Below are 24,745 nucleotides of genomic sequence, written 5' to 3'. Positions count from 1 at the left end.
ACCGGCATGCTGAGCAGAGCATCTCTGTCTGCATCAATTTCTGGCCCGAGAATAGTCTCAAGCATAGCGTGCTAAGGGTATAGTAACTAACACAATGATTCACCTTGTGGGGTTGGATTATTAGTGCTTATTTTAACAACTGAGTGACAACAAGGTCACGCCAGTGATGAGTTATGGTTAAACAATGAACAAAAAAGCCTTTTACGAGGATTTAAATCGCGATGTCCGCGCACTGTTAGCGGGCGAAACCTCTTTCCTGGCGGCGCTGGGCAACTGCAGTGCGCTGCTGTTTGAACGTCTGGAAGGGGTTAACTGGGCAGGCTTCTATCTGCTGACTGAGCCGGATACTCTGGTGCTGGGTCCGTTCCAGGGCAAAATTGCCTGCGTACGCATTCCGGTGGGTAAAGGTGTGTGCGGTACGGCGATGGCGGAGGACAAGGTGCAACGCGTTGAAGACGTGCACGCCTTCCCGGGCCATATTGCCTGCGACGCCGCCAGCAATGCGGAAATCGTGATTCCTCTGAAAGTGAATGGCACGTTGGTCGGTGTCCTCGACATCGACAGTACGGTTTATTCTCGCTTCGACAGCGAGGATGAAGCGGGGCTGGTAGCCCTTACCGACGGGCTTAGTGCAGTGCTGGCGAACAGCGACATCGAAAAATTTCTTCAGCTGACGCGCAGCTAATCGACTGGATCACATAGCATTTGGCGATGTTGTCATTATAATGTCGCCTGTTCATGCCTGCTCTGGTCGGCAAACCCGTTGTAATCAGGAAATTTCATGGAAAATCAACCTAAGTTGAACAGCAGTAAAGAAGTCATCGCCTTTCTGGCGCAGCGTTTTCCACACTGCTTTAGCGCCGAAGGTGAAGCGCGTCCGCTCAAAATCGGTATCTTTCAGGATCTGGTGGAGCGCGTTCAGGGCGAAAACAGCCTGAGCAAGACGCAACTGCGTTCGGCCTTACGCCTTTATACCTCAAGCTGGCGTTATCTTTACGGCATTAAAGCCGGTGCCACCCGTGTCGATCTCGACGGCAACGCCTGTGGCGTGCTGGATGAGCAACACGTAGAACACGCACGTAAACAGCTGGAAGAAGCCAAAGCACGCGTGCAGGCGCAGCGCGAACAGCAAAAAGCGAAAAAGCGTGAAGCCGGTGAAGAGACCGCTGAGCGTCGTCCGCGCAAGCCTGCTGCCCGTAAAGCGGCTGACGGCGAAGCACCGCGCAAGCCACGCCCACAGGCACCGCGTGCGGCGTCCGGCGAGCGTCAGGCTGCACCGCGTCCCGCGCGGACAAAACCCGTCACTGACACCTCAACGTTGCAACCCGGTCAAAACATCAAAGTCAAAGCAGGCAAAAGTGCAATGGACGCCACCATCCTGGAAATTACCAAAGATGGCGTCCGGGTACAGCTCGCTTCCGGCCTGGCAATGATTGTGCGCGCAGAACACTTGCAGTTCTGAAACGGAGGCCCGACCCTGGCATGAACAGCATTTTTAAGATCGGTATGATCGCGGGCCTGCTGCTGGCAGGCCCCGTCTTTGGCGCGGACAACATTACCCGCGCCGACCAGATTCCCCAGCTACACGAAGAAGCACAGCATCCTACCGTCAGTGAGCGCGTCACCTCGCGTTTCACCCGCTCCCACTATCGTCAGTTCGACCTGAATCAGGATTTTTCAACGAAAATTTTTGACCGCTACCTGAATCTGCTCGACTACAGCCATAACGTGCTGCTGGCGTCGGACGTGGCACAATTCGCTGACAAAAAAACCACGCTCGGTGATGAGCTGCGCAGCGGTAAGCTGGATGTGTTTTACGATCTTTATAATCTGGCGCAGAAGCGCCGCTTCGAGCGCTATCAGTATGCGCTCAGCGTGCTGAACCGCCCGATGAACTTCTCCGGCAATGACACCATCGATATCGATCGTGCCAAAGCGCCGTGGCCGAAAAGCACCGATGAGCTGAACGCGCTGTGGGATGCCAAGGTGAAGTATGACGAGCTGAGCCTGAAGCTGGCCGGTAAAGATGACAAAGAGATTCGCGAGACGCTCACCAAGCGCTACAACTTTGCCATCCGCCGCCTGGCGCAGAGCAACAGCGAAGATGTGTTCCAGCTGGCGATGACCGCGTTCGCGCATGAAATCGACCCGCATACCAACTATCTGTCACCGCGCAACACCGAGCAGTTCAATACCGAAATGAGCCTGTCGCTGGAAGGTATTGGTGCGGTGCTGCAGATGGACGATGACTACACGGTGATCAACTCGATGGTCGCCGGGGGTCCGGCAGCCAAGAGCAAATCGATCAGCGTCGGCGACCGCATTGTCGGCGTCGGCCAGCCGGGCAAGCCAATGGAAGATGTGATTGGCTGGCGTCTGGATGATGTGGTGTCCAAAATCAAAGGGCCGAAGGGCAGCAAAGTGCGCCTCGAGATCCTGCCAGCCGGTAAGGGCACCAAAACCCGGACCGTGACGCTGACGCGTGAGAAAATCCGTCTGGAAGATCGCGCGGTGAAGGGCACAGTGCATAACGTCGGCAAACAGAAAGTTGGCGTGCTGGATATCCCGGGCTTCTATGTCGGCCTAACCGACGATGTCAAAGTGCAGCTGCAGAAACTGCAGAAGCAGAACGTCGACAGTATCGTCATCGATCTGCGTACCAACGGCGGCGGTGCGCTGACCGAGGCGGTTTCGCTCTCTGGCCTGTTTATTCCGAGCGGTCCGGTGGTGCAGGTGCGTGACAACAATGGTCGCGTGCGCGAAGACAGTGACAATGACGGCATTGTTTATTACGAAGGTCCGCTGGTGGTGCTGGTCGATCGCTTCAGCGCCTCGGCGTCGGAAATCTTCGCCGCGGCGATGCAGGATTATGGCCGTGCGCTGATTGTCGGCGAACCGACCTTTGGTAAGGGCACGGTGCAACAGTATCGTTCGCTTAACCGCATTTACGATCAGATGCTGCGTCCGGAATGGCCGGCGCTGGGCTCAGTCCAGTACACCATTCAGAAGTTCTACCGCATCAACGGCGGCAGTACTCAGCGTAAAGGCGTAACGCCGGACCTGCTGATGCCAACCGGCGTGGAAGCGGCGGAAACCGGCGAGAAGTTCGAGGACAATGCGCTGCCGTGGGACAGCATTAACGCGGCGACCTACACCAAAACCGGCGATATTACGCCGCTGGTGCCGCAGCTGACCAAAGAGCACGCCGATCGCATCGCCAAAGATCGCGAGTTCCAGTACATCATGAAAGACATCGCGCGTTTCAACGCGATGAAGGACAAGCGTAACATCGTGTCGCTCAATCTGGCCCAGCGCGAGAAAGAGAACCACGAAGAAGATGCGCTGCGTCTGGAACGCATCAATGCGCGCTACCAGGCGGAAGGCAAAGCGCCACTGAAGAGCCTGGACGATCTGCCGAAAGACTATAAAGAGCCGGATCCTTATCTGGATGAAACGGTGAAAATCGCTAACGATTTGGCCCAGCTGGAAAAAGATCAGCCAGCGCCGGCGGCAGCGAAGTAAGCCTTCGGTATGCCATCACAGCACCGCTACGGCGGTGCTTTTTTTTGCCTGAAAATCCCCGTTCCATCTGGCGTGCGCTTTGGCATTACCAAATGTAAAGTTATGTCTTTTTAGGCACTTAAAGATTAAGGTCGCTTGAAATGCTGCGCAATGGACATAGGATGTATATCCGCGCATAAGCGCGAGCACAACTGAGGAAGATTAACGTTTATGATGCGTATTGCGCTTTTCCTGGTCACCAACCTGGCGGTGATGTTGGTATTCGGACTGATTCTGAGTCTGACAGGAATCCAGTCAAGCAGTGTTCAGGGTCTGATGATTATGGCAGGTCTGTTTGGCTTTGGCGGTGCGTTTGTTTCACTGCTGATGTCCAAATGGATGGCGTTACGCTCGGTCGGCGGTGAAGTGATTGAACAACCCCGTAACGAGACGGAACGCTGGCTGATGGAAACCGTCGGCCGCCAGGCTCAGCAGGTCGGCATTGCGATGCCGCAGGTGGCGATTTACCACGCGCCGGACATTAACGCCTTTGCCACCGGCGCACGCCGTGATGCTTCGCTGGTGGCGGTCTCCACCGGCTTACTGCAAAACATGAGCCGCGATGAAGCGGAAGCGGTGCTGGCGCACGAGATTGCCCACATCGCGAACGGTGACATGGTCACCATGACGCTGATTCAGGGTATCGTGAACACCTTCGTCATCTTTATCTCGCGCATTATCGCGCAGGTGGCGTCAGGCTTCCTGTCCGGCAACCGCGACGGTGAAGAGAGCAGCAACGGCAATCCGCTGGTCTATTTCGCGGTGGCAACGGTACTGGAACTGGTGTTCGGTATTCTCGCCAGCATCATCACCATGTGGTTCTCGCGCCATCGCGAATTCCATGCTGACGCCGGCTCCGCGAAGCTGGTAGGACGTGAGAAGATGATTGCCGCACTGCAGCGCCTGAAAACCAGCTACGAACCGCAGGAACCCAGCAGCATGATGGCGTTCTGTATCAATGGTAAAGGTAAGTCGCTGAGCGAGCTGTTTATGTCGCACCCGCCGCTCGACAAGCGTATCGAAGCGCTGCGCAGCGGTGAATACCTGAAGTAACTGGCAAGCAGTGATTAACAGGGCGCCTGCGGGCGCCCTTGTTGTTTTACGATTCCGCCGCCTGGCGGCTTTGCGTCATGCGCAGCATGCTGACGATGGCCGCCACGCTGGCAAAGGTACCGGCCAGCAGCAGCGAGGCATGGGTGCCGCTGTCGCTGAACAGGTTAAACATCAGTGCCACCAGCGCGGCGCCGCTGCTTTGCCCGACCAGTCGCGCGGTGCCGAGCATGCCGCTGGCACCGCCGCTGCGCTGGCGCGGCGCCGACGAGATGATGGTGTGATTGTTGGGTGACTGGAACAGCCCGAAGCCGGCACCGCACAGCATCATGCGCCAGATAATATCGGCATCCGACGGCTGTGCAGGCAGCAGCGCCAGCAGGAACAGTCCGGCGGCAAACAGCGCCAGTCCCAGCCCACCCAGCAGCCCGGCATGAAACTTCTCGATCAGGCGGCCGGCAATCGGCGCCATCACCATGGTAGCCAGCGGCCACGGCGTCAGCAGCAGGCCGGTCGCGACCTCATCCCTGCCTAATACGTTTTGCAGGAAAAACGGCAGCGATACCATTGCCAGCATCTGTGCGCAGAACGAGCAGATTGAGGTGCCGATCGACAACGAAAACACCGGAATGCGCAGCAAATCCACCGGCAGTAGCGGCACCGGCATCGCCAGCTGACGCCGTACAAACACCACGCCGACCAGCAGCAGCGCCAGCAGCATCCCCGCAATCACCCAGCCATTTTCCCCCTGCGCGAAGCCGGTCAGCGCCGAAATCAGCAGGCCGAAAAACAGCGCATTCATGATGGCGCTCGGCACATCAAATTTCTGCTGCTTCGCTTTCTGGGTGTTATCCGGCAGGAAGCGCAGCGCCAGCCACAGCGCCACCACACCCAGCGGCACGTTAATCAGAAACAGCCATTGCCAGCTGGCAATCGACAGGATCGCCGCCGCCACCGTCGGACCGGCAGCGCTGGAGACGGCCACGATCAGCGAGTTGATCGCCATGCCGCGTCCCAGGAAGCGCTGCGGGTAAATGATACGGATTAGCGCCGTGTTGACGCTCATCAGCGCCGCACCGCCGAAGCCCTGCAGCACGCGCGCCACGGTAAGCATATTCAGCGACGAGGAGAGGGCGCAGAACAGCGAGGTGAACACAAACAGCACCAGCCCGACCTGATAGACGCGCCGGTAGCCGAACATATCGCCCAGAAACGACAACGACAGCAGCGAAATCACGATAGCGATTTGGTAGGCGTTGACGATCCAGATCGATTCCGCCGGGCTGGCGTTCAGCTCACGCGCAATGGTGGGCAGCGCTACGTTGGCAATTGCGCCGTCCAGCACCGCCATCATGATGCCAAGCGCAATGGTAATTATTGCGCCGTAGCGCTGTGGAACGGGTAATCCATCCTGAGACACGGTAGGAGACATAGGCAGGGAGAAGTGAAGTAAGTGAATATCATCATGCTAATCAATTTTCTGTCTGAAATCACCGCATTGATGGACAAAAATTACGAGTGGATGTGTCGTTGCCGCCGTCCGGCGGAAACGCCTATACTGGCGTTTTTTGCAATAGCGTTGAAAGGAAGTACAGCATGGCGAGCCGCGATAACGATAAACAGCCGGATGCCGTTTCATCGGTAACGAAAGTGTTTGGCATTTTGCAGGCGCTGGGTGAAGAGCGCGATCACGGTATCACCGAATTATCGCAGCGGGTCATGATGTCGAAAAGCACGGTTTACCGCTTTCTGCAGACCATGAAATCGCTCGGCTATGTGGCGCAGGAAGGCGAGAGCGAAAAATATTCGCTGACACTCAAGCTGTTTGAACTCGGTGCGCACGCGCTGCAGAACGTGGATCTGATTCGCAGCGCTGACGTCGAGATGCGTGAGCTGTCGCGTCTGACCAAAGAGACCATTCACCTCGGCGCGCTGGAAGAAGACAGCATCATCTATATCCATAAAATTGACTCGTTGTATAACCTGCGCATGTATTCGCGCATCGGCCGCCGCAATCCGCTGCACAGTACCGCCATTGGCAAAGTGCTGCTGGCGTGGCGTGAGCGCAGGGAAGTGCACGATATTTTGCGTGAGGTCGAGTTCCGTCGCAGCACCGCCAACACCATCGTCAGCGCACAGGCGCTGTTGCCGGTGCTCGATCAGGTCAGGCTGCAGGGTTTTGGCGAAGATAACGAAGAGCAGGAGGCGGGCATACGCTGTCTGGCGGTGCCGGTATTTGATCGCTTCGGCGTGGTGATTGCCGGACTCAGTCTCTCTTTCCCGACGATACGTTTTTCGGAAGCGGCGAAACAGGAACATGTGGCGATGCTTCATCGTGCGGCGCGCAGGTTATCTGAGCAGCTGGGCTATCACGACTATCCGTTCTGAACGCTCACGGGCTGCTGCCAGCCCGTGAGAAGAAACGCACTTAATTGTCGACCACTTCGCCGCTTTTCTTCAGCAACGGGCAATCGGTGACGCCGACGATGCCGCTGTCGGTATGCAGATACTGAGCGGTAATCACTCCACGCGCGGTCAGGTAACTACACTGTAAACCCAGCCCCGCGGCATTTTTATTGCTGCCGGTTAACACGCCGTAACCGGTAAACAGCATGGCCAGCCATACCACGGCCAGCACCATGACCGCACGAATCAGTAGTTTCATTTTTATCTCCTTGTGATACATAACGCAGCTGTTCCCGCGATGCTGCGAACTCTATAGTAGCAGCATGCCTCGCTTTTCTCGCCGGATCGATCAGAGATAACTGAAAGCGGTGCGCAGGCGGGATAATCTGCTTTATCTCCGCAACCATATCTTTTCCGCACGCAACGAGTAGAATCAGCGGCGATGTACCTGAATGATGTTTGAGGATTGATGCAGTTATGAACGAATTAGCCGCCAGTACCGGTCCGCTGTTTAACTATGGCGTGCTGGCCATCATTGTGATCGTGGCCTTTATTGCCTGGTTTTTTGTCAACCGGGCCAGCGTGCGCGCCAGTGAACAGCTTCAGCTGCTGGAAGCGCTGCTGGAAGAACAAAAGAAACAGAACGCGCTGCTGCGCCGTATTGCTGAGGCGCAACCTGTGGTTGAAAAAGCGCAGGATGCGCAGGACGCCACGGATAAGCGCGACTTCATTCGCCTGATCCCGGAACGTTAAGTCCACAACGGAGAGGCCATGGCCTGGCAAAATCCCTGGTATGACGCTGCGCTGGCGCATCATACGCCGCACGGTTTTCGTAATCCGGAAGAGGAGCTCCGTCAGCCGGGCGATTTACAGCGCTGGCGGCGCGAGCGCAAGCAGCAGAACTTGCCGCAGCCTCCGCAATCCGGCTATGCGGCATTCACCGCCAGCTGGTGCCAGCAGGCTGATCTGAGTGGCGACGATGATCGTATCTGGTGGCTGGGCCATGCCGCGCTGCTGCTGCGCCTCAATCAGCGCTATATTTTAATCGACCCGGCACTTTCGACGCGCGCCTCGCCGCTGCCTTTTGCCGGGCCGCAACGTAAAACTCCGGCGCCGCTCAGCGTGGCACAGCTGCCGCATCTTGATTATGTGCTGATCTCGCATAACCATTACGATCATCTGGATCGGCCCACGGTGAAACGCATCGCCCGCCGCTTTCCTGCCGCGCAGTTTCTGGTACCGCTGGGGATGGCCAACTGGTGCCGCCGGCGTGGCGTGCGCTCCGTCACCGAACTGGACTGGTGGCAGCAGGTGCAACTGGGCGGCATCAGCTTCACAGCCGTTCCCGCGCGCCACTGGAGCATGCGCACCTTTTGGGATCGCAACCGGTCGCTGTGGTGCGGCTGGGTAGTGCGGAATGAGAATCTCAATTTCTGGTTCTCCGGGGATAGCGGCTACAGCGATAATTTGTGTGCCATCGCCCGGCGGCTCGGTCCGTTTAATCTTGCCGCGTTACCCATTGGCGCCTATGCACCAAAATGGTTCATGCGCGGTCAGCATATGGATCCGGAGCAGGCGGTGCAGCTGTGGCAGCAGATTGGCCGGCCGCTGACGGTCCCCATCCACTGGGGCGTGTTCGAGCTGGCCGATGAATCCCTGGACGATCCGCCGGCGGTGCTGGCGCTGGCGCTGCAGCAGGCTGACGAGGTAAACGCCGCGTTTGCGCCGTGGCGAATTGGCGAAAGCCGCAGCCTGATGAATATTGATTCGGACTTATCCTAAGCCATTTTTGTTAAATGCCAGCGGCTTCCGCGCTTTTTTAACAGGTAATTGTTGAGTGTTTAGAAAAAAATGAGATAAATGCCAGCATGCAGCCTGCCTATATTTGGGGCAACGGTGATTATATTTTCCTGATTTTGGTGCAAAACTATTTTTAACTTGTACTGCTGCGAATTTATTGTACAAGATTTGAGCGCCGGGCAGATATGTTGCACATTGCACGACGGGCAGTGAAATAGCTTATCTGTGCCATATTAATGCAATATTTTTTGCCTAAACTTATTCGGTTTAAATGCGAGAAAAACAGTGTTTGCCGCTGCGCTTGACGAAACGTGAGTCTGGGGCTAACTATACTGACGCATAAACTTTTTTGCACATGCTGAGGCGTTGCTGTCACTAACGTTATCCCCCTTTCGGCGTCGGTTTCAGGTAATTATGTGCGGCAGGTCGATCACTGTTTAAAAATGGCTTGCCATTAATTAGCGGATATGTGATAACGATTCGTGGGTCAAACGAGGTACAGTTCTGTTTATGTATGGCATCTTCAGTAAAGAAGTTACGAGTAAAGACGTTGTCGTTGAATACCGCTTCCTTGCCGAACCTTAAATTAGTGCCTCATTCAGTAATGTCTCTGGTTTCTCTGTAAGACTGCCTGCGGGCAATATAAACACTCTAAGGAATTTGCAAAAATGGCAAAAATTAAAGGTCAGGTTAAGTGGTTCAACGAGTCTAAAGGTTTTGGTTTTATTACCCCAGCTGACGGCAGCAAAGATGTGTTCGTACACTTCTCTGCTATCCAGGGCAACGGTTTTAAAACCCTGGCCGAAGGTCAACAAGTTGAGTTTGAAATTCAGGACGGCCAGAAAGGCCCGGCAGCCGTTAACGTTACTGCTATCTGATTTCGCGCTCAGGCTCGGTGTCATGCACCGCTGAAACGAATCCTAAAGCCCTGCTCATTGAGCGGGGCTTTTCTTTATCCTTTCTGTTACCGGATGATCAGGGTAAACTGCGCCGCGAATCGCTAACCCGGAGTTATCTATGTCGTTGATTTGCCCGCTTTGCCACCTCGCTTTGCAGCTGCACGCCAGCAGTTATCGCTGTGCGTCCGGTCACCAGTTCGATCGGGCCAAAGAAGGGTACGTCAACCTGCTACCGGTGCAGCATAAAGGCTCGCGTGAACCGGGCGACAGCGCAGAGATGCTGCAGGCGCGCCGTGCTTTTCTTGAGGCCGGACACTATCAGCCGCTGCGCGATCGGGTGGCACAACGCCTTGCTCAGTTGCTGACGACGCAGCCGGCGCAGCTGCTGGATATCGGTTGTGGCGAGGGCTATTACACCGCCGCACTGGCCGCCGCGTTGCCCGACAGCCAGCTGTACGGTCTGGATGTGGCCAAAGCCGCAGTGCGCATGGCGGCGAAGCGCTATCGCTCGGTCAACTTCTGTGTCGCTTCCAGCCAGCGCCTGCCGTTTGCCGACGACTCACTGGACGCTGTCGTGCGTATTTATGCGCCCTGTAACGAGCAGGAGCTGAGCCGTGTGATCAAGCCCGGCGGCTATCTGCTGACGGTGACGCCGGGGCCGCACCATCTGCAGCAGTTTAAGGCGTTGATCTATCGCGAAGTGCAGCTGCATACGGCGGAAGAGAAAAGCTATGCGGGATTTGTGCAGATCGATCAGCAAAACCTTAATTACGCGATGACGCTGAGCGGGGCGGAAGCGGTGAGCCTGCTACAGATGACGCCGTTTGCCTGGCGCGCACGGGAAGACGTGTGGCAGCAGCTGGCATCGCGCGTCACCTTTAGCTGTGACGCGGATTTCACCCTGACGCTGTGGCAGCGCGCTTAACGCACATCGACCAGCGTGTGATAAATTTTCTCCAGGTCGTCAAGCTGTTTCACTGCAATCAACAGGCGACGCTGCTCCAGCTGCATCACCAGAATGCCATCTTCTGACAGGTTCATACTTTGTATCCGCCGGTAGTCGATCCATACGCTGGCAAAGAACAGCCCATCATTTTTCATCAGCAGCCGCGGGCTGCGCACCCAGAACAGCCAGATGGCCATAAAGCACAGCACCATCAGTAAGGTAGTGGTGAGCTGCGGGCCGTGATGGCTGACGTTGTTCCACAGCAGAATCAGCAGCAGCACGATGAAAATGCCACTGTCGATTTTATGGCGGCGGCGCAGGCTGACGCGCAGCCGGGTCGGGCCGTTACGGCGCGGCAGGATCAGATCATCATAGATCACGAACAGCGCGAGCGCGGCGATCAGCAGGGCAATCAGGGCGTCAGTCAATGACATACGGGGTTATTCCTCAACCGAAGTGACCTCAGCGTGGGCGCTCAGGTCACGCCGTTCAAAAAAACGCCGGGAGTCTGACTCCCGGCGGTGAGATTACAGACCGAGCAGGCCGATCCAGTAACCAAAGATACCGATGGCGAAGAAGCCGACGATAATCCACAGCGCGTTGACTTTGCGGCGCAGCAGCCACATACAACCGAAGGTCAGCAGCAGGGGAATCAGCCCCGGCATCAGCTGGTCGAGAATCGACTGCACGGTGGTGACGGTGGTTTTACCGGTCTGGTCGGTGATGCGGGACACCACCAGCGGCACGTTAACGTGCGTCCACTTGTTGACCAGCGCCCCCATGACAAACAGCCCGAGTATTGATGCCCCCTCGGTGAGTTTTTGCAGGAAGCCGCCGCCCATATCGCTGACGATGTCCACCCCTTTGCGATAGCCATAGGCCACGCCGTAGTAGCGGGTCAGCATGCGCGCAATGTTAAACAGGAAGAAGAACAGCAGCGGACCGAGCAGGCTACCGCTCATCGCGATACCGGCACCCAGCGCGGCAAATACCGGACGCACCGTCCCCCAGAAAATCGGGTCGCCCACGCCCGCCAGCGGTCCCATCAGGCCCACTTTGATCCCGTTAATGGCACCGTCATCAATTGCTGCACCGTTGGCGCGCTGCTCTTCCATCGCCATGGTGACGCCGAGTACCGGTGCCGCCACATAAGGATGGGTGTTAAAGAACTCCAGGTGACGCTTGATCGCCTGCTTGCGCTCGTCGTTGTTTTCCGGGTACAGGCGACGGATCACCGGCACCATTGAGAAGCAGAAGCCCAGCGCCTGCATGCGTTCAAAGTTCCACGAACCCTGAAACAGGTTGGAGCGCAGAAACACACCGCGCACGTCACCGGGGGTGAGTTTCTTTGGAGTATTGGTTGTATCTACCATGATGTCACCTGTTCCTAGTCGAGTTCGTTGTCGAGGTCGTTGTTAGCCGGACCTGCCGTAGCAGCGCCTGCAACGCGGTTATATTTTGGCGCCAGCTGGATGTACAGCACGGCCATTACCACGCCAATCACGCCCAGCGCCACCAGGTTGAAGTTGGTGAAGGCGGCGGTGACAAAGCCAAGATAGAAGAACGGCATCAGATAACCGGCACGCATCATGTTGATGACCATCGCGTAACCGACCACCACGATCATGCCGCCGGCGATGTTCAGGCCGTTGGTGACCACTTCCGGAATGGAACTCAGCAGGCTGTGTACCGCGCTGGTACCGACCGAAACCGCCACAATCAGCGCTGGGATAGCAATACGCATCGCCTGCAGCAGCAGGGCAGAGACGTGAATCCACGAAATCGCCGTCAGGTTGCCTTTCTCAGCAGCTTTATCCGCTGCGTGCTGGAACGCCACGGTGATGGTACGCACGATGATGGTTAACACCTGACCGGCTGCCGCCAGCGGAATGGCCAGCGCGATACCGGCACCGACGCTTTGCCCGCCGGCAATCACCAGAATGGTGGAGATGATGGAAGCCAGCGCCGCATCCGGCGCGACGGCCGCACCGATGTTCATCCAGCCCAGCGCGATCATCTCCAGCGTACCGCCGATGATGATGCCGGTTTTCATATCACCCAGCACGGCACCAATCAGCGTACAGGCCACTAATGGCCGGTGGAACTGAAACTCATCGAGTATCGATCCCATCCCGGCAATACAGGCCACAATAAATATCAACACAATTTGTAGCGAGGTTATTTCCATTGCATTTCTCCTCAGCAAGGTCAGAACAATTCGCCCGCACGTGCAGGCAAAGGCGAATCAGGGATTGACCTTCGCAATCAGGTCCATCATTTTCAGTTTCGGATCGTTGGAGACTTTACGCACTTCCAGTTCGATACCGCGCTCATTCAGCTTGCGGAAGGCAGCAATGTCCTTCTCATCCACCGACACTGCGTTATTGACCTGCGTTTTCCCCTGACGGAAGGCCATACCGCCGATGTTCACCGACTTGATATCCACGCCTTGCTCAACCACGCGTTCGACATCGGTCGGATTGGTAAACAGCAGCATCACGCGATCGGAACCGTACTTCGGGTTGTTCCACACGCGAATCATCTTGGCGATGTCGACCACATGGGCGGTCACGCCCGGCGGCGCCACCTGAGTCAGCAGCGTGCGGCGTACATGATCGTTGGCCACCTCATCACTGACGACGATAATGCGCGTGACGTTGGTCTCTTTGGTCCAGCGAGTTGCCACCTGGCCGTGAATCAGGCGGTCATCGATACGTGCCAGGCCAATTTTCATGTGCTCACCCGGCGCCAGCGGTTTCTGTGGCTGGGCAGGGGCTTTCGCGGCTGGGGCGGGCGCGGCCGGCGCGGCGGATTCCGTTTTGAGCGCTTTGACGCCCTCACGGCCAGCCTCGACGGCAATGTGGATCAGTTCTTCCAGCGACGGATCGTCATCGCGCCCCATCAGGGTTTCCACCAGCATCGGGATGTTAACCCCGGCGATCACGTCATAGCCCGCTTTGTCTACGACGATGCGGCTGGCGGCGTTAAACGGGCTGCCGCCCCAGGTGTCTACCAGAAACAGCACGCCTTTCGACGTGTCGAGCCTGGCCAGCTGCGCCTGATATTTTTCAATGAGCGTTTCTGCATTTTCGCCGGGTACGAAATCAATCCATCCGACATTTTCCTGCTCGCCCAACAGCATTTCCGCTGTTTTTAGCAGCTGTTCTGCCGCCCAGCCATGTGTACCAATTACAAGCGCAATGGTCACTTGCTACCTCCGTTCGCATGAGAGTTCCTGGCGATTGCCGGGAATCATTGAGAATTACCGTTGTTATTTTCGATGGATCGCCTGGGACAAAATTAAGAAAGTCATCAGGAAAAGGCCCAAAACATTCCGCGATACAGCAGTAAGGTCGCGATTTATTTTAGTGAGCGAAAAAATAAATTATGTGATGTTGGTCCGCTATTCAGAGCGTACCGGCTGCCATTGGCATATTTATGGCAGTTTCTTGCGCTGGCGCAGTTATTTGTAAATGTAAGAAAATTTTTTGACGTTATTGATGTAACTGATACATTAGCTTTCTGTTTATTACTCAGGAGTATCGGGCTTTAGCTCACCTTTATGGACCGTCACCGACGTCGCTTCACTAGTTTCCCGCGCCAGGCTGCGCGCACCCTAACACCTGCCGGTGTTGCCCCTCTCGTTAACGCACTCTCGTCTCGCCTCGTGGCGCAGGCTCAATCGCGTTCGCCCTTACGTTGTGCAAGGAGTCATTGATGGAATTTCTCTTCGACCCCTCAATCTGGGCGGGTTTACTGACGCTGATAGTGCTGGAGATTGTGCTCGGCATCGACAACCTGGTGTTTATCGCCATCCTCGCCGACAAGCTGCCGCCAAAACAGCGCGATAAAGCGCGCCTGATTGGTCTGTCGCTGGCGCTGGTGATGCGCCTCGGCCTGTTGTCGCTGATTTCGTGGATGGTGACACTGACGCGCCCCCTGTTCAGCGTAGGCGAATTCAGCTTTTCCGGACGGGATTTAATTCTGCTGGTAGGCGGTTTGTTCCTGTTGTTTAAAGCCACCATGGAACTGCACGAACGGCTGGAAAACCGCGGCATGGAGCATCAGGGCAATAAATCCTATGCCAGCTTCTGGGCGGTGGTAACGCAGATTGTGGTGCTGGATGCGGTGTTCTCGCTGGACGCAGTCATAACCGCCGTGGGGATGGTGAACCATCTGCCGGTAATGATGACAGCGGTGGTGATTGCGATGGGCGTGATGCTGCTGGCCTCGAAACCGCTGACCCGCTTTGTCAACGCGCATCCAACGGTGGTGGTGCTGTGCCTCAGCTTCCTGCTGATGATCGGCCTGTCGCTGGTGGCAGAAGGTTTTGGTTTCCATATTCCGAAGGGCTACCTGTACGCGGCGATTGGCTTCTCAATCCTAATCGAGCTGTTTAACCAGATTGCGCGCCGTAACTTTATCCGTCATCAGGCGCATCGTCCGATGCGTGAACGCACCGCCGAAGCGATTCTGCGTCTGATGGGCGGTCGCCAGCGCAACCAGCCGGCGAACAATGAAGAAGCCGCGCTGACGGAAGCGATGCCGCAGGAAGCGTTTAAAGACGAAGAGCGCTACATGATCAACGGTGTGCTGACGCTGTCGCAGCGTTCGATTCGCAGCATCATGACGCCGCGCGGTGATATCTCATGGGTTGACGTGTCGCGTCCGCTGGATGAGATCCGCATTCAGCTGCTGGATACGCCGCACAGCCTGTTCCCGGTGTGCCGTGGCGAGCTGGATGAGATCATTGGCGTGGTGCGCGCGAAAGAGCTGCTGGTGGCGCTGGAGCACGGCATGGATGTGGCGACGTTTGCTGCCAACACGCCGCCGATCGTGGTACCGGAAACGCTGGATCCGATCAACCTGCTGGGCGTGCTGCGCCGTGCCAAGGGCAGCTTTGTCATCGTCACTAACGAATTCGGCATGGTACAGGGTTTGATTACCCCGCTGGACGTGCTGGAAGCGATTGCCGGTGAATTCCCGGACGAAGACGAGACGCCGGACGTGGTGGCGGATGGCGACGGCTGGCTGGTGAAGGGCGGCACCGATCTGCACTCGCTGCAGCAGTTGCTGGACCATCACGATCTGGTCGACCCCGACGAAGATCACGCGTCGCTGGCTGGCCTGCTGATTGAGCAGAAAGGGCAGCTGCCGCTGCCAGGCGAGATCATCGATCTGCCTCCGCTGCACTTCCAGATTATCGAAGCCACGGATTACCGTATCGATCTGGTGCGTGTCACCAAAGACAAGCCGCACCACGACGAGGAAGAGGACAACGGCTGACGTCGTCCGGCATCAGGCGCTCAGCTGCGCCTGATGCTGCGCCAGCCATTGCGGGAAGTCCTCAATCGGCATCGGGCGCGCATAGTAATACCCCTGCAGATGATCCACGCCGCGCTCGCGCAGATAATGCGCCTGCTCGGCGGTTTCCACGCCTTCCGCCACCAGCGCGATATTCAGTCGCTGCGCCAGTGAAATCACCATATCCGTGACCGTCGCGTTGATCGCATCGGTGCCAATCGCGGCGGTGAAGATCTTATCGATTTTCAGCACGTCCGGCTTGAGGTCTTTCAGATAGGCCAGCGAGCTGTGGCCGGTGCCAAAGTCGTCAATGGCCAGCCGGACGCCAATCTCATGCAGCTGCGCCACCACTGTCTGGTCGATAACCGGCAGCGCATCGCGCTCGGTGAGCTCGACCACCAGTTTCGGCAGCGGATTGGCCGGCCACCAGTAGCGCTGCAAGTCGTCGACAATCAGGCGATCGTGGAAATGGCTGGCCGCCACGTTGATGGCGATATGGAAAGCAGGGCACTGCGGCAGATTGGGTAACTCCTCCACCACTCTGGCAATCACAAAGCGCGTCAGCGGGGCAATCAGGTTCTGGCGCTCGGCCAGCGGAATAAACACGTCCGGCGCAATCCAGCCCTGGCGCGGGTTGTGCCAGCGCAGCAGCAGTTCGATGCCATCGCAGTCACCGCTGCGGGCGTTAATCAGTGGCTGGCAGTAAACCATGAATTCGTTGGCGGTGATGCCATAGCTGATTTGCCAGCTCAGGCTCATGCGGTTGGCGGTCGCCAGCCAGACGATATAGCCCAGCAGCAGGCTCAGCAGCACCGCCAGCGGCAGCTGCGAGGGCAGCGTATTGAGCGCCAGTCGCGCCGGTGATGGGCCGTAGAGCGTAATGCTGTACGGGTAGCGCAGCGACGCCTGATCGTAGGCCACTTCGTCGTCGGATGGCACGGTATGCTCGATCAGCGGATTGCCGTATTCCAGACTTTGTCCTCCCACATTGAAAATCGCGCGCTCCACCCACGGCAGCTGCGGCTCCAGCAGGTAGTTGGTCATCAGTTCGATGTTGATGATCTGCAGCAGGCCATCCTGGTTATCCAGCGACCGGGGCGTCCACAGCAGCAGCACCGGTGAACCTTTCAGTAGATAGTCGTCGGTGGACAGCATCATGCGCTGGTTGTTGATCGCCAACTGCGGATAGGTCTGGCTGAAAGAGATGTTGCGCGGCCCGTAGATGCTGGAACAGTAGATGGTATCGTCCTGCACCAGTAGCACGGTACGCACAGTTTGCAGCGCGGCGATCTTCTCAATCAGCGGATAGCGCACCTGCGCGCACGGCACGCCCACCAGACCCAGCGTGTTGTTGGCGGAGACGTCGAGCGGCGAAAACATGCGATCAAAACGTTCGATCGCGCGGGTAGCAAAATTCAGTGACTGCTGCTCAATGCGTGATTTCTCTTCGATGTAGCGAAAAGTCAGCGTAAGGATGAGAACCAGCGACGCGATCACCAACGCAATAAGCAGGCGCTTACGGCGGAATTGACCCACAAATTGCTGGGGAAGGAGCATCAGTTACCACCTTGCTAAGACAAAGAATGAGGCCAAATTAACGTGAAGGTTATCGGCATGGCGGCGGCCAAATTTAGCGCGGCTGGCGAAAAAAAGCGGCACTAAAAAATCGCGCGACCCTGAGAGGTCGCGCGCAAAAATAATGTATCTGGTTTGATCACGCCGAGGTAGAGCCCGGTGCAGAAATAGTGTCCGATCGCTGCAATTGTCAGCAGCGAAGCGCGAAGCTGGCAATCAGTCGCACTGCACTTTGATCGCCAGGCCACCGCGCGAAGTTTCACGGTATTTGGCGTTCATGTCTTTGCCGGTCTCGTACATGGTTTCGATCACCTTATCCAGCGATACGCGCGGCTCGCTGGTACGGCGCAGCGCCATACGCGCGGCGTTGATCGCTTTCACCGAAGCAATGGCGTTGCGCTCAATACACGGCACCTGCACCTGACCGGCGACCGGATCGCAGGTCAGTCCAAGGTTGTGTTCCATGCCGATTTCAGCGGCCACGCACACCTGCTCCGGACTGGCACCCAGCAGCTCGGCCAGCCCGGCGGCGGCCATGGAGCAGGCCACGCCGACTTCGCCCTGGCAGCCGACTTCGGCGCCGGAAATCGACGCGTTCATTTTGTACAGCACGCCAATCGCGCCCGAGGCAAGGAAGTAGCGGATAAAGATATCTGGCGTCACGGTTTCGATGAAGTGATCGTAATACGCCAGCACCGCCGGCACGATGCCGCAGGCGCCGTTAGTCGGCGCGGTGACCACACGGCCACCGGCTGCGTTTTCTTCATTCACCGCCAGCGCGAACATATTGACCCAGTCGATGACGTTCATCGGATCGTTAGAGTGTTTGGTCGACGACACCAGCAGACGACGCAGCGAGGCCGCACGACGCGGCACGCGCAGTGGCCCCGGCAGCACGCCTTCGGTATTCAGGCCGCGATCGATACACGCCTGCATGGTTTGCCAGATGTTGCCGAAATAAGCGTAAATTTCGTCCCGGCTGTGCAGCGCCAGCTCGTTTTTCATCACCAGCCCGGAAAGCGACATGCCGGTATCGCGGCAGTGGCTGAGTAATTCTCTGGCCGAATGGAACGGATAGGGTACGGCGACCTCGTCCAGCACCGACTGCCCAAAGTGCGCTTCGTCGACAATAAAACCGCCGCCAATCGAGTAATAGGTTTTGCGCTCAACCAGACGGTCGCCGGCAAACGCGTACAGGGTCATGCCGTTTTCATGCAGCGACAGGTTCTCGCTGCGGAACACCATTCCGCCGTCACGCGGAAAATCGACCTCGCGCGCGCCCTGCGCCAGCAGCAGACGCTCGCGCGTTTCCACATCCCTGATAAAGGCCGGAATGCTGTCGATATCAACGCTGGCAGGCTCAAAGCCGGCCAGCCCCATGATGATGGCGATGTCGGTGTGGTGGCCTTTACCGGTGAGCGACAGCGAGCCGTAGACGTCAACCGCCACGCGGGTCACATCCTGCAGTTTGCCCTGCTCGATCAGCAGATCAACAAACTGCTTGCCGGCCTTCATCGGGCCGACGGTATGCGAACTGGACGGGCCGATGCCCACTTTGAACATGTCAAAAACACTTATCACCGGTGATGCTCCTCACAAATCTTCTTTTGACGGCGCAGGCCGTTATTGCGGCTAATAGTAATCGCCAGCGGGCGGCAGCGAGCAGCTTTTCGCATGAAATAAACTAATTATAAACCACAGAAATAGTTATCCATCCCGCAGGGTGTGAAGCGGATCAATTTTTGCGGCAGGATGAAACGGTACGGGGGATCAGGACAGGGCGATCTGCTGGCCGAGCGCGCGCAGGATGCCGGCGGTCATGCCCCAGATAAAATAATCTTCATACCAGGACAGCCACACCTGGTGCTGACGATGACCGCGACGCAGCGTCAGTCCGCTGTAGCGGCCCAGCCGCAGCGCTTCGCCAAGCGGCATGGAAAAGGCGCTTTCAACTTCATCCGGGTTGAGCTGCAGCGGCAGGTGCGGCGGAATGACGCCGACCACCGGCGTGACGGCGAAACCGGTGCTGCTGGTGACCGGCGGTAACACGCCGACCACCCGGACATGCTGCGGCGCGATGCCGACTTCTTCCTGCGCTTCCCGCAGCGCGGTGGCGATCAGCGACTCGTCGCTGGCGTCCATCATGCCGCCGGGAAACGCCACCTGGCCGGCGTGTTTACGCAGCAGCGACGAGCGGCGGGTCAGCAACAGTTCCGGCTGGTGGCCATCAATCACCGGCACCAGCACCGCGGCGCGGCGTCCGCTGATCACGCTGTGCGTGCCGGTCAGCGGCGGCTGCAATACAAAGCGACTGAGAAACTGCTGCAGCGTCAGCTCCATGTTACGCCTCGTCACGCAGGCAGGGCAGAATACGGTTGAGCTTGTGCAGCGTCTCCTGATATTCCGCTTCGGCATCGCTGTCGGCGACCAAACCGCCACCCGCCGCACAGTACAGCTGCTGGTTTTCGGCGATCAGCGTGCGGATAGTGATGCTGCTGTCCATGCGGCCGCACAGGCTGATGTAGCCAATACTGCCGCACCACGCATTGCGCCGCTGCGGTTCGAGTTCCTCGATGATTTCCATGGCGCGGATCTTGGGCGCACCGGTAATGGAGCCGCCAGGGAAACAGGCGCGCAGCAAATCGGTCGCGCAGAGCGCGTCCGGCAATCTGGCGCGCACCGTGCTCACCAGGTGATGCACCGCCGGGAACGGCTCCACCACGAAAAGTTCCGGTACGCTGACGCTGCCCGGCTCGGCGACGCGGCCAATATCATTACGCAGCAGGTCCACAATCATCAGGTTTTCCGCGCGATCTTTTTCGGCGCTGGCCAGTTTCTCCGCCTGTAACCGATCGGCCTGCGGATCGGCCAGACGCGGCAGCGTGCCTTTAATCGGGCGGGTTTCAATCTGCTGCTGCTGCAGCGAGAGAAAACGCTCCGGCGACAGGCTCAGCAACGCACTGTGCGGCAGGCGGATAAAGGCGCTGAACGGCGCACGGTTGGCGCGATTGAGCCGCAGAAACGCCTGCCACTCATCGCCGCGATAGCTGGCCTGGAAGCGCTGCGCCAGATTCACCTGATAGCAGTCGCCCGCCTGAATATAGGCCTGCACCGCATCGAAGCGCTCGGCGTACTGCGCATAGCTCATGTTAGCGTGCCAGTCGCTGGTCAGGGCAAAGGGTTTGGGCTGCGGCACCGCCAGCGCCTGCAGCCACTGCCAGCGCTGCTCCGCGTCGTGCAGGGCAATCAGCGTGAGCGTCTGGCGGTGATGATCGGCAATCAGCGCCCAGTCATAAATGCCCACCGCCATGTCCGGCGTGTGTAAATCCTGCTGCGCGCGCTGCGGCAGGGTTTCAAAACGGCGACCCAGATCGTAACCAAACAGGCCCAGCGCGCCGCCCTGGAACGGCAAATCGGCATCAAATGCCGGCTGAATGCCGAGCGCGTCCAGCTGCTGCTGCACCAGCTGCAGCGGATCCGCGGCGGAATGGCTGATGCGGGTGCCGTCGTCGATGGCGGTGCTGTCACCGCGCGTGGTCAGCGTGACCCGCGGATCGGCGGTGAGAATATCAAAGCGGTTATCCGCGTGTTCGGCCTGGCCGGAGGTCAGCAGCATTGCCCACGGACGGTGCGCCAGCGTGGAAAAACGGTGTAACAGCGTATCGGGCGTATACTGTAGCGAGAGGGTTTTCACGATCGTCAGGATAAATCAGTTCAGCAGGCAGGCGCGTAGCCTGGCATATTTTTTTGCTGCTGGCACCTGTTTGTTCAGCGTGGAATAATGCGTCCCCGAAATTTACCAGGAGTGAACCATGTTTGCAGGTCTTCCGGCTTTATCGCATGAACAGCAGCAACAGGCAGTGGAACGTATTCAGGAACTGATGGCTGGCGGCATGTCCAGCGGCCAGGCGATTGCGCAGGTGGCGCAGGAGATTCGCCAGAACCATCAGGGTGAAGCGATTCGGGCGCGCTTCGAAGAGGACGAAGACGACGAATAGCGCCCGATGGGCGTTATAACGCGGCGATGATTTTGATTTCCACTTTATAACGTGGATTCATCAGGCCGGCCTGCACCGTGCAGCGTACCGGCGCATTACCCGGTGAGACCCACGCATCCCAGGCGCGGTTCATCGCGGCAAAATCCGCTTTGTCCACCAGGAAAATGGTGGCATCCAGAATCTTGCTTTTGTCCGAGCCCACGCGCGTCAGGATGCGGTCGATCACCGCCAGCGCGTTGGCGGTCTGCGCTTCCGCATCGTCATCCAGATTTTCCGGCACGCTGGTGTAATACACGGTCTGGTCATGTACAACCGCTTCAGACATGCGGTGCTCCACATCAATACGCGTAATGGTCATGCTGTTCTCCTTTATTTTAGCTGCGCTAGCCTGCCATATCCGATGGGCGGCTGTCATCTGTTGTGGTCGCCTGCCGCGAATCCTGACATAATTACAGGTGTTTTAAGAGCAACCGGTGAGGATGTGTGGCAGACGATTTTGCAGCGGACGGCGCGTTAGCGCAGGCGATTCCCGGCTTTAAGCCGCGCGCAGCGCAGCGCGAAATGGCGCAGGCAGTGAGTGAGGCGGTGCAGCAGGCGGGCGAGCTGGTGGTCGAGGCCGGCACCGGCACCGGTAAAACCTATGCATATCTGGCGCCAGCGCTGCGGGCGAAGAAAAAAGTCATCGTTTCCACCGGGTCCAAAGCGTTGCAGGATCAGCTGTATAACCGCGATCTGCCGACCATCGCCCGCGCTCTGGCATTCAGCGGTAAAACCGCGCTGCTGAAAGGGCGCTCCAACTATCTGTGTCTTGAACGGCTCGAGCAGCAGAATCAGACCGGCGGCGACCTCAGCGTGCAGGCGCTCGGCGACCTGATTAACGTGCGCAGCTGGTCATCGGAAACCATTGATGGCGACGTCAGCAGCTGCGCCGGCGTTGCGGAAGACAGCCCGGTCTGGCCTTACGTTACCAGCACCAACGATAACTGCCTCGGCAGCGATTGCCCGCTGTATAAAGATTGCTTCGTGGTGAAGGCGCGCAAAAAAGCGATGGATGCCGACGTGGTGGTGGTGAACCATCACCTTTTTCTCGCCGATCTGGTGGTGAAAGAGGGCGGATTTGGCGAGCTGATCCCGGAAGCCGACGTGATGATCTTCGACGAAGCGCACCAGCTGCCGGATATTGCCAGCCAGTACTTTGGTCAGCAGCTGTCGAGCCGGCAACTGCAGGATCTCGCCAAAGACATTATCCTTGCCTACCGCACCGAGGTGCGCGATGTGCAGCAGCTGCAGAAATCCGCCGACCGGCTGGCGCAGTGTGCACAGGATTTCCGCCTGACGCTGGGCGAGCCCGGTTTTCGTGGCAATCTGCGTGACCTGCTCAGCGACAACAACATCATGCGCATGTTTACGCTGCTGGATGATGCGCTGGAGCTGTGTTACGACGTGATTAAGCTGTCGCTGGGCCGTTCCGCGCTGCTGGACGCCGCCTTTGAGCGTGCCGCGCTGTATCGCACCCGGCTCAAGCGGCTGCGTGCGATTGACGAACCGGGCTTCAGCTACTGGTACGAATGCAGCAGCCGGCATTTCACGCTGGCCCTGACGCCGCTGTCGGTCGCGGAGCGCTTCCGCGAAGTGATGGACGGGCGCAAAGCGGCGTGGGTGTTTACCTCGGCGACGCTGGCGGTCAACGAGCAGATGAGCCATTTTGCCAGCCGGCTCGGCGTTGATGATGCCCGTACGCTGATCCTCGAAAGCCCGTTTGATTATGCGCAGCAGGCGTTGCTGTGTGTGCCGCGCAACATGCCGGAACCCAATCATCCTGGCGGTGCGCGTCAGCTGGCGCGCATGATGAAACCGCTGATTGAAGCCAACAAAGGGCGCTGTTTCTTCCTGTGCACCTCGCACAAAATGATGCGCGAGCTGGCTGCGGAGTTCCGCGCTTCCATGACCCTGCCGGTGCTGTTGCAGGGCGAAACCAGCAAAGGCCAGCTGCTTAAACAGTTTCTCGATGCCGGCAACGCACTGCTGGTGGCGACCAGCAGCTTCTGGGAAGGCGTCGACGTGCGCGGCGATGCGCTGTCGCTGGTGATCATCGATAAACTGCCATTTACCTCGCCGGAAGATCCGTTGCTGAAAGCGCGCATGGAGGATTGCCGTCTGCGCGGCGGCGATCCGTTCAACGACGTGCAGCTGCCGGATGCAGTGATCACCCTCAAGCAGGGCGTCGGCCGTCTGATTCGCGATACCGACGACCGTGGTGTGCTGGTGATTTGTGACCAGCGGCTGGTGTCGCGTCCCTATGGCGGGCTGTTCCTGAATAGCCTGCCGCCGACGCCGCGCACCCGCGATTTACAGCGCGCGATTGATTTTGTGCGTCCGCCAGAGCAGCACTAATTTGTGCCAGGCTGTGGTAAGATGCGCGCCATTTTGATTCTCTGAGGTTGTTATGTCCGCCCGAATTTTAGCCCTGGACACCGCGACAGAAGCCTGTTCTGCCGCGCTGCTGAATCAGCAGCAGATCGATGCCCGCTTTGAAATCGCGCCCCGCGATCATACCCAACGTATTCTGCCGCTGGTGCAGGAAGTGCTGCAGGCACAGCAGCTGGCGCTGAGCGCGCTGGACGCGCTGGCGTTTGGCCGCGGCCCTGGCAGCTTTACCGGCGTGCGTATTGGCATTGGTATCGCGCAGGGCCTGGCGCTGGGCGCTGACCTGCCGATGATCGGCGTGTCATCGCTGGCCACCATGGCGCAGGGTGCCTGGCGTTTAACCGGCGCAACGCGCGTGCTGGCGGCAATTGATGCGCGCATGGGTGAAGTTTACTGGGCAGAATATCAGCGTGATGAGCAGGGCGAGTGGCAGGGCGCGGAGAGCGAAGCCGTGCTGAAACCGGAAGCCGCACAGGCGCGCATCGCGCAGCTGAGCGGCGAGTGGGCCACTGTCGGTACCGGCTGGGCGGCTTATCCGCAGCTGCTGGCGACCGTGACCGGCGCGCAACTGCTGACCACCGCGGTTACGCTGCCTGCCGCCGAAGACATGCTGCCGCTGGCGCTCAGCGCCTGGCAGCGCGGCGACAGCGTGGCGGTGGAAAACGCCGAGCCGGTTTATCTGCGCAATGAAGTGGCCTGGAAAAAGTTGCCGGGACGCTAAGCGGCCACGCAACTTATTATTGCGCCTTCAGTCTAACGGAGAAATAACAGGAGAAGTG

25 protein-coding genes are annotated in these 24,745 nt (G+C 58.1%); 14 read left to right on the top strand and 11 right to left on the bottom strand.

Annotated elements, in window-relative coordinates; genetic code table 11:
• The first annotated feature begins 184 nt into the window (after positions 1–184).
• The 4 genes from MXF20_RS21520 (at position 185) to htpX (ending at position 4,614) form a co-directional block, all read left to right on the top strand.
• Positions 185–685 (top strand): GAF domain-containing protein, encoded by a 501-nt coding sequence (locus MXF20_RS21520; protein WP_325971356.1) that lies wholly within the window; start codon positions 185–187, stop codon positions 683–685.
• Between the two features lie 96 nt (positions 686–781).
• Positions 782–1,462 carry an RNA chaperone ProQ gene (proQ, locus tag MXF20_RS21515; protein ID WP_325971355.1) on the top strand — a complete coding sequence of 227 codons (681 nt, stop codon included), beginning with the start codon at positions 782–784 and terminating at the stop codon, positions 1,460–1,462.
• Between the two features lie 20 nt (positions 1,463–1,482).
• Complete coding sequence (gene prc, locus MXF20_RS21510; protein WP_325971354.1) at positions 1,483–3,522, top strand: carboxy terminal-processing peptidase; 2,040 nt, start codon at positions 1,483–1,485, stop codon at positions 3,520–3,522.
• 210 nt (positions 3,523–3,732) lie between these two features.
• On the top strand, positions 3,733–4,614 hold the full coding sequence (gene htpX, locus MXF20_RS21505; protein ID WP_325971352.1) for a protease HtpX: 882 nt from the start codon (positions 3,733–3,735) through the stop codon (positions 4,612–4,614).
• A gap of 46 nt (positions 4,615–4,660) precedes the next feature.
• Here htpX and MXF20_RS21500 read toward each other — a convergent pair whose 3' ends face one another.
• Positions 4,661–6,043, bottom strand: a complete 1,383-nt coding sequence (locus MXF20_RS21500) for an MFS transporter (RefSeq protein ID WP_325971351.1) — start codon at positions 6,041–6,043, stop codon at positions 4,661–4,663.
• 164 nt (positions 6,044–6,207) lie between these two features.
• Here MXF20_RS21500 and kdgR point away from each other — a divergent pair, with 164 nt between their 5' ends.
• Positions 6,208–6,999 carry a DNA-binding transcriptional regulator KdgR gene (kdgR, locus tag MXF20_RS21495; protein WP_325971349.1) on the top strand — a complete coding sequence of 264 codons (792 nt, stop codon included), beginning with the start codon at positions 6,208–6,210 and terminating at the stop codon, positions 6,997–6,999.
• A gap of 40 nt (positions 7,000–7,039) precedes the next feature.
• Here the strand turns inward: kdgR and MXF20_RS21490 are convergent, their stop codons facing one another.
• Positions 7,040–7,276, bottom strand: coding sequence for a YobH family protein (locus tag MXF20_RS21490; RefSeq protein ID WP_325971347.1), 237 nt, complete (start codon positions 7,274–7,276; stop codon positions 7,040–7,042).
• A gap of 218 nt (positions 7,277–7,494) precedes the next feature.
• Here MXF20_RS21490 and MXF20_RS21485 point away from each other — a divergent pair, with 218 nt between their 5' ends.
• The 5 genes from MXF20_RS21485 to rlmA all read left to right on the top strand — a co-directional run bounded on the left by MXF20_RS21485 (position 7,495) and on the right by rlmA (position 10,641).
• Positions 7,495–7,770, top strand: a complete 276-nt coding sequence (locus tag MXF20_RS21485; protein ID WP_325971345.1) for a YebO family protein — start codon at positions 7,495–7,497, stop codon at positions 7,768–7,770.
• Positions 7,771–7,788: 18 nt separating this feature from the next.
• Positions 7,789–8,799: an MBL fold metallo-hydrolase gene (locus MXF20_RS21480; protein ID WP_325971344.1), complete on the top strand. Its 1,011-nt coding sequence runs from the start codon at positions 7,789–7,791 to the stop codon at positions 8,797–8,799.
• A 528-nt stretch (positions 8,800–9,327) separates the two neighbouring features.
• On the top strand, positions 9,328–9,402 hold the full coding sequence (locus tag MXF20_RS21475) for a DUF2627 domain-containing protein (RefSeq protein ID WP_418936869.1): 75 nt from the start codon (positions 9,328–9,330) through the stop codon (positions 9,400–9,402).
• A gap of 83 nt (positions 9,403–9,485) precedes the next feature.
• Positions 9,486–9,695 (top strand): transcription antiterminator/RNA stability regulator CspE, encoded by a 210-nt coding sequence (cspE, locus tag MXF20_RS21470; RefSeq protein WP_021510024.1) that lies wholly within the window; start codon positions 9,486–9,488, stop codon positions 9,693–9,695.
• 139 nt (positions 9,696–9,834) lie between these two features.
• Complete coding sequence (gene rlmA / locus MXF20_RS21465; RefSeq protein ID WP_325971343.1) at positions 9,835–10,641, top strand: 23S rRNA (guanine(745)-N(1))-methyltransferase; 807 nt, start codon at positions 9,835–9,837, stop codon at positions 10,639–10,641.
• On the opposite strand, the gene MXF20_RS21460 is transcribed toward rlmA, so the two are convergent.
• The 4 genes from MXF20_RS21460 to manX form a co-directional block, all read right to left on the bottom strand.
• A complete protein-coding gene (locus MXF20_RS21460) occupies positions 10,638–11,096 on the bottom strand; it encodes a DUF986 family protein (RefSeq protein ID WP_325971342.1) in 459 nt (152 codons plus the stop codon). The two genes, rlmA and MXF20_RS21460, sit on opposite strands and share 4 nt — an antisense overlap.
• A 93-nt stretch (positions 11,097–11,189) precedes the next feature.
• Positions 11,190–12,035 (bottom strand): PTS mannose transporter subunit IID, encoded by an 846-nt coding sequence (locus MXF20_RS21455; RefSeq protein WP_021510027.1) that lies wholly within the window; start codon positions 12,033–12,035, stop codon positions 11,190–11,192.
• Positions 12,036–12,049: 14 nt separating this feature from the next.
• Positions 12,050–12,850 (bottom strand): PTS mannose/fructose/sorbose transporter subunit IIC, encoded by an 801-nt coding sequence (locus tag MXF20_RS21450; protein ID WP_325971341.1) that lies wholly within the window; start codon positions 12,848–12,850, stop codon positions 12,050–12,052.
• A 57-nt stretch (positions 12,851–12,907) separates the two neighbouring features.
• Entirely contained in the window at positions 12,908–13,870 is a 963-nt protein-coding gene (gene manX, locus MXF20_RS21445; RefSeq protein ID WP_325971340.1) for a PTS mannose transporter subunit IIAB, read from the bottom strand.
• Between the two features lie 509 nt (positions 13,871–14,379).
• Between manX and MXF20_RS21440 the strand changes: the two genes are divergently transcribed.
• A complete protein-coding gene (locus MXF20_RS21440) occupies positions 14,380–15,948 on the top strand; it encodes a TerC family protein (RefSeq protein ID WP_325971339.1) in 1,569 nt (522 codons plus the stop codon).
• Positions 15,949–15,960: 12 nt separating this feature from the next.
• Here MXF20_RS21440 and MXF20_RS21435 read toward each other — a convergent pair whose 3' ends face one another.
• The 4 genes from MXF20_RS21435 to pabB all read right to left on the bottom strand — a co-directional run bounded on the left by MXF20_RS21435 (position 15,961) and on the right by pabB (position 21,238).
• On the bottom strand, positions 15,961–17,523 hold the full coding sequence (locus tag MXF20_RS21435) for an EAL domain-containing protein (RefSeq protein WP_325971338.1): 1,563 nt from the start codon (positions 17,521–17,523) through the stop codon (positions 15,961–15,963).
• Between the two features lie 234 nt (positions 17,524–17,757).
• Positions 17,758–19,122, bottom strand: a complete 1,365-nt coding sequence (gene sdaA / locus MXF20_RS21430) for an L-serine ammonia-lyase (protein WP_325971337.1) — start codon at positions 19,120–19,122, stop codon at positions 17,758–17,760.
• 189 nt (positions 19,123–19,311) lie between these two features.
• Positions 19,312–19,881, bottom strand: a complete 570-nt coding sequence (locus tag MXF20_RS21425) for a CoA pyrophosphatase (RefSeq protein ID WP_325971336.1) — start codon at positions 19,879–19,881, stop codon at positions 19,312–19,314.
• A 1-nt stretch (position 19,882) separates the two neighbouring features.
• The gene (pabB, locus tag MXF20_RS21420; RefSeq protein WP_325971436.1) at positions 19,883–21,238 is read right to left on the bottom strand and encodes an aminodeoxychorismate synthase component 1; all 1,356 of its coding nucleotides are present in this window, start codon (positions 21,236–21,238) and stop codon (positions 19,883–19,885) included.
• Between the two features lie 115 nt (positions 21,239–21,353).
• Here pabB and MXF20_RS21415 point away from each other — a divergent pair, with 115 nt between their 5' ends.
• Positions 21,354–21,539 (top strand): YoaH family protein, encoded by a 186-nt coding sequence (locus MXF20_RS21415; protein WP_325971334.1) that lies wholly within the window; start codon positions 21,354–21,356, stop codon positions 21,537–21,539.
• A gap of 13 nt (positions 21,540–21,552) precedes the next feature.
• Here the strand turns inward: MXF20_RS21415 and MXF20_RS21410 are convergent, their stop codons facing one another.
• Positions 21,553–21,897 carry a RidA family protein gene (locus MXF20_RS21410; RefSeq protein WP_325971333.1) on the bottom strand — a complete coding sequence of 115 codons (345 nt, stop codon included), beginning with the start codon at positions 21,895–21,897 and terminating at the stop codon, positions 21,553–21,555.
• A gap of 125 nt (positions 21,898–22,022) precedes the next feature.
• Here MXF20_RS21410 and MXF20_RS21405 point away from each other — a divergent pair, with 125 nt between their 5' ends.
• Both MXF20_RS21405 and tsaB read left to right on the top strand, forming a co-directional pair.
• Positions 22,023–23,933, top strand: coding sequence for an ATP-dependent DNA helicase (locus MXF20_RS21405; RefSeq protein ID WP_325971332.1), 1,911 nt, complete (start codon positions 22,023–22,025; stop codon positions 23,931–23,933).
• 52 nt (positions 23,934–23,985) lie between these two features.
• The gene (gene tsaB / locus MXF20_RS21400; RefSeq protein WP_325971331.1) at positions 23,986–24,687 is read left to right on the top strand and encodes a tRNA (adenosine(37)-N6)-threonylcarbamoyltransferase complex dimerization subunit type 1 TsaB; all 702 of its coding nucleotides are present in this window, start codon (positions 23,986–23,988) and stop codon (positions 24,685–24,687) included.
• The last annotated feature ends 58 nt before the right edge of the window (positions 24,688–24,745 follow it).

Origin of the sequence: Pantoea dispersa (assembly GCF_035783935.1) — a bacterium.
GTDB classification, from domain to species: domain Bacteria; phylum Pseudomonadota; class Gammaproteobacteria; order Enterobacterales; family Enterobacteriaceae; genus Pantoea; species Pantoea dispersa_C.
This window is presented reverse-complemented; position numbering and strand designations above follow the sequence as displayed.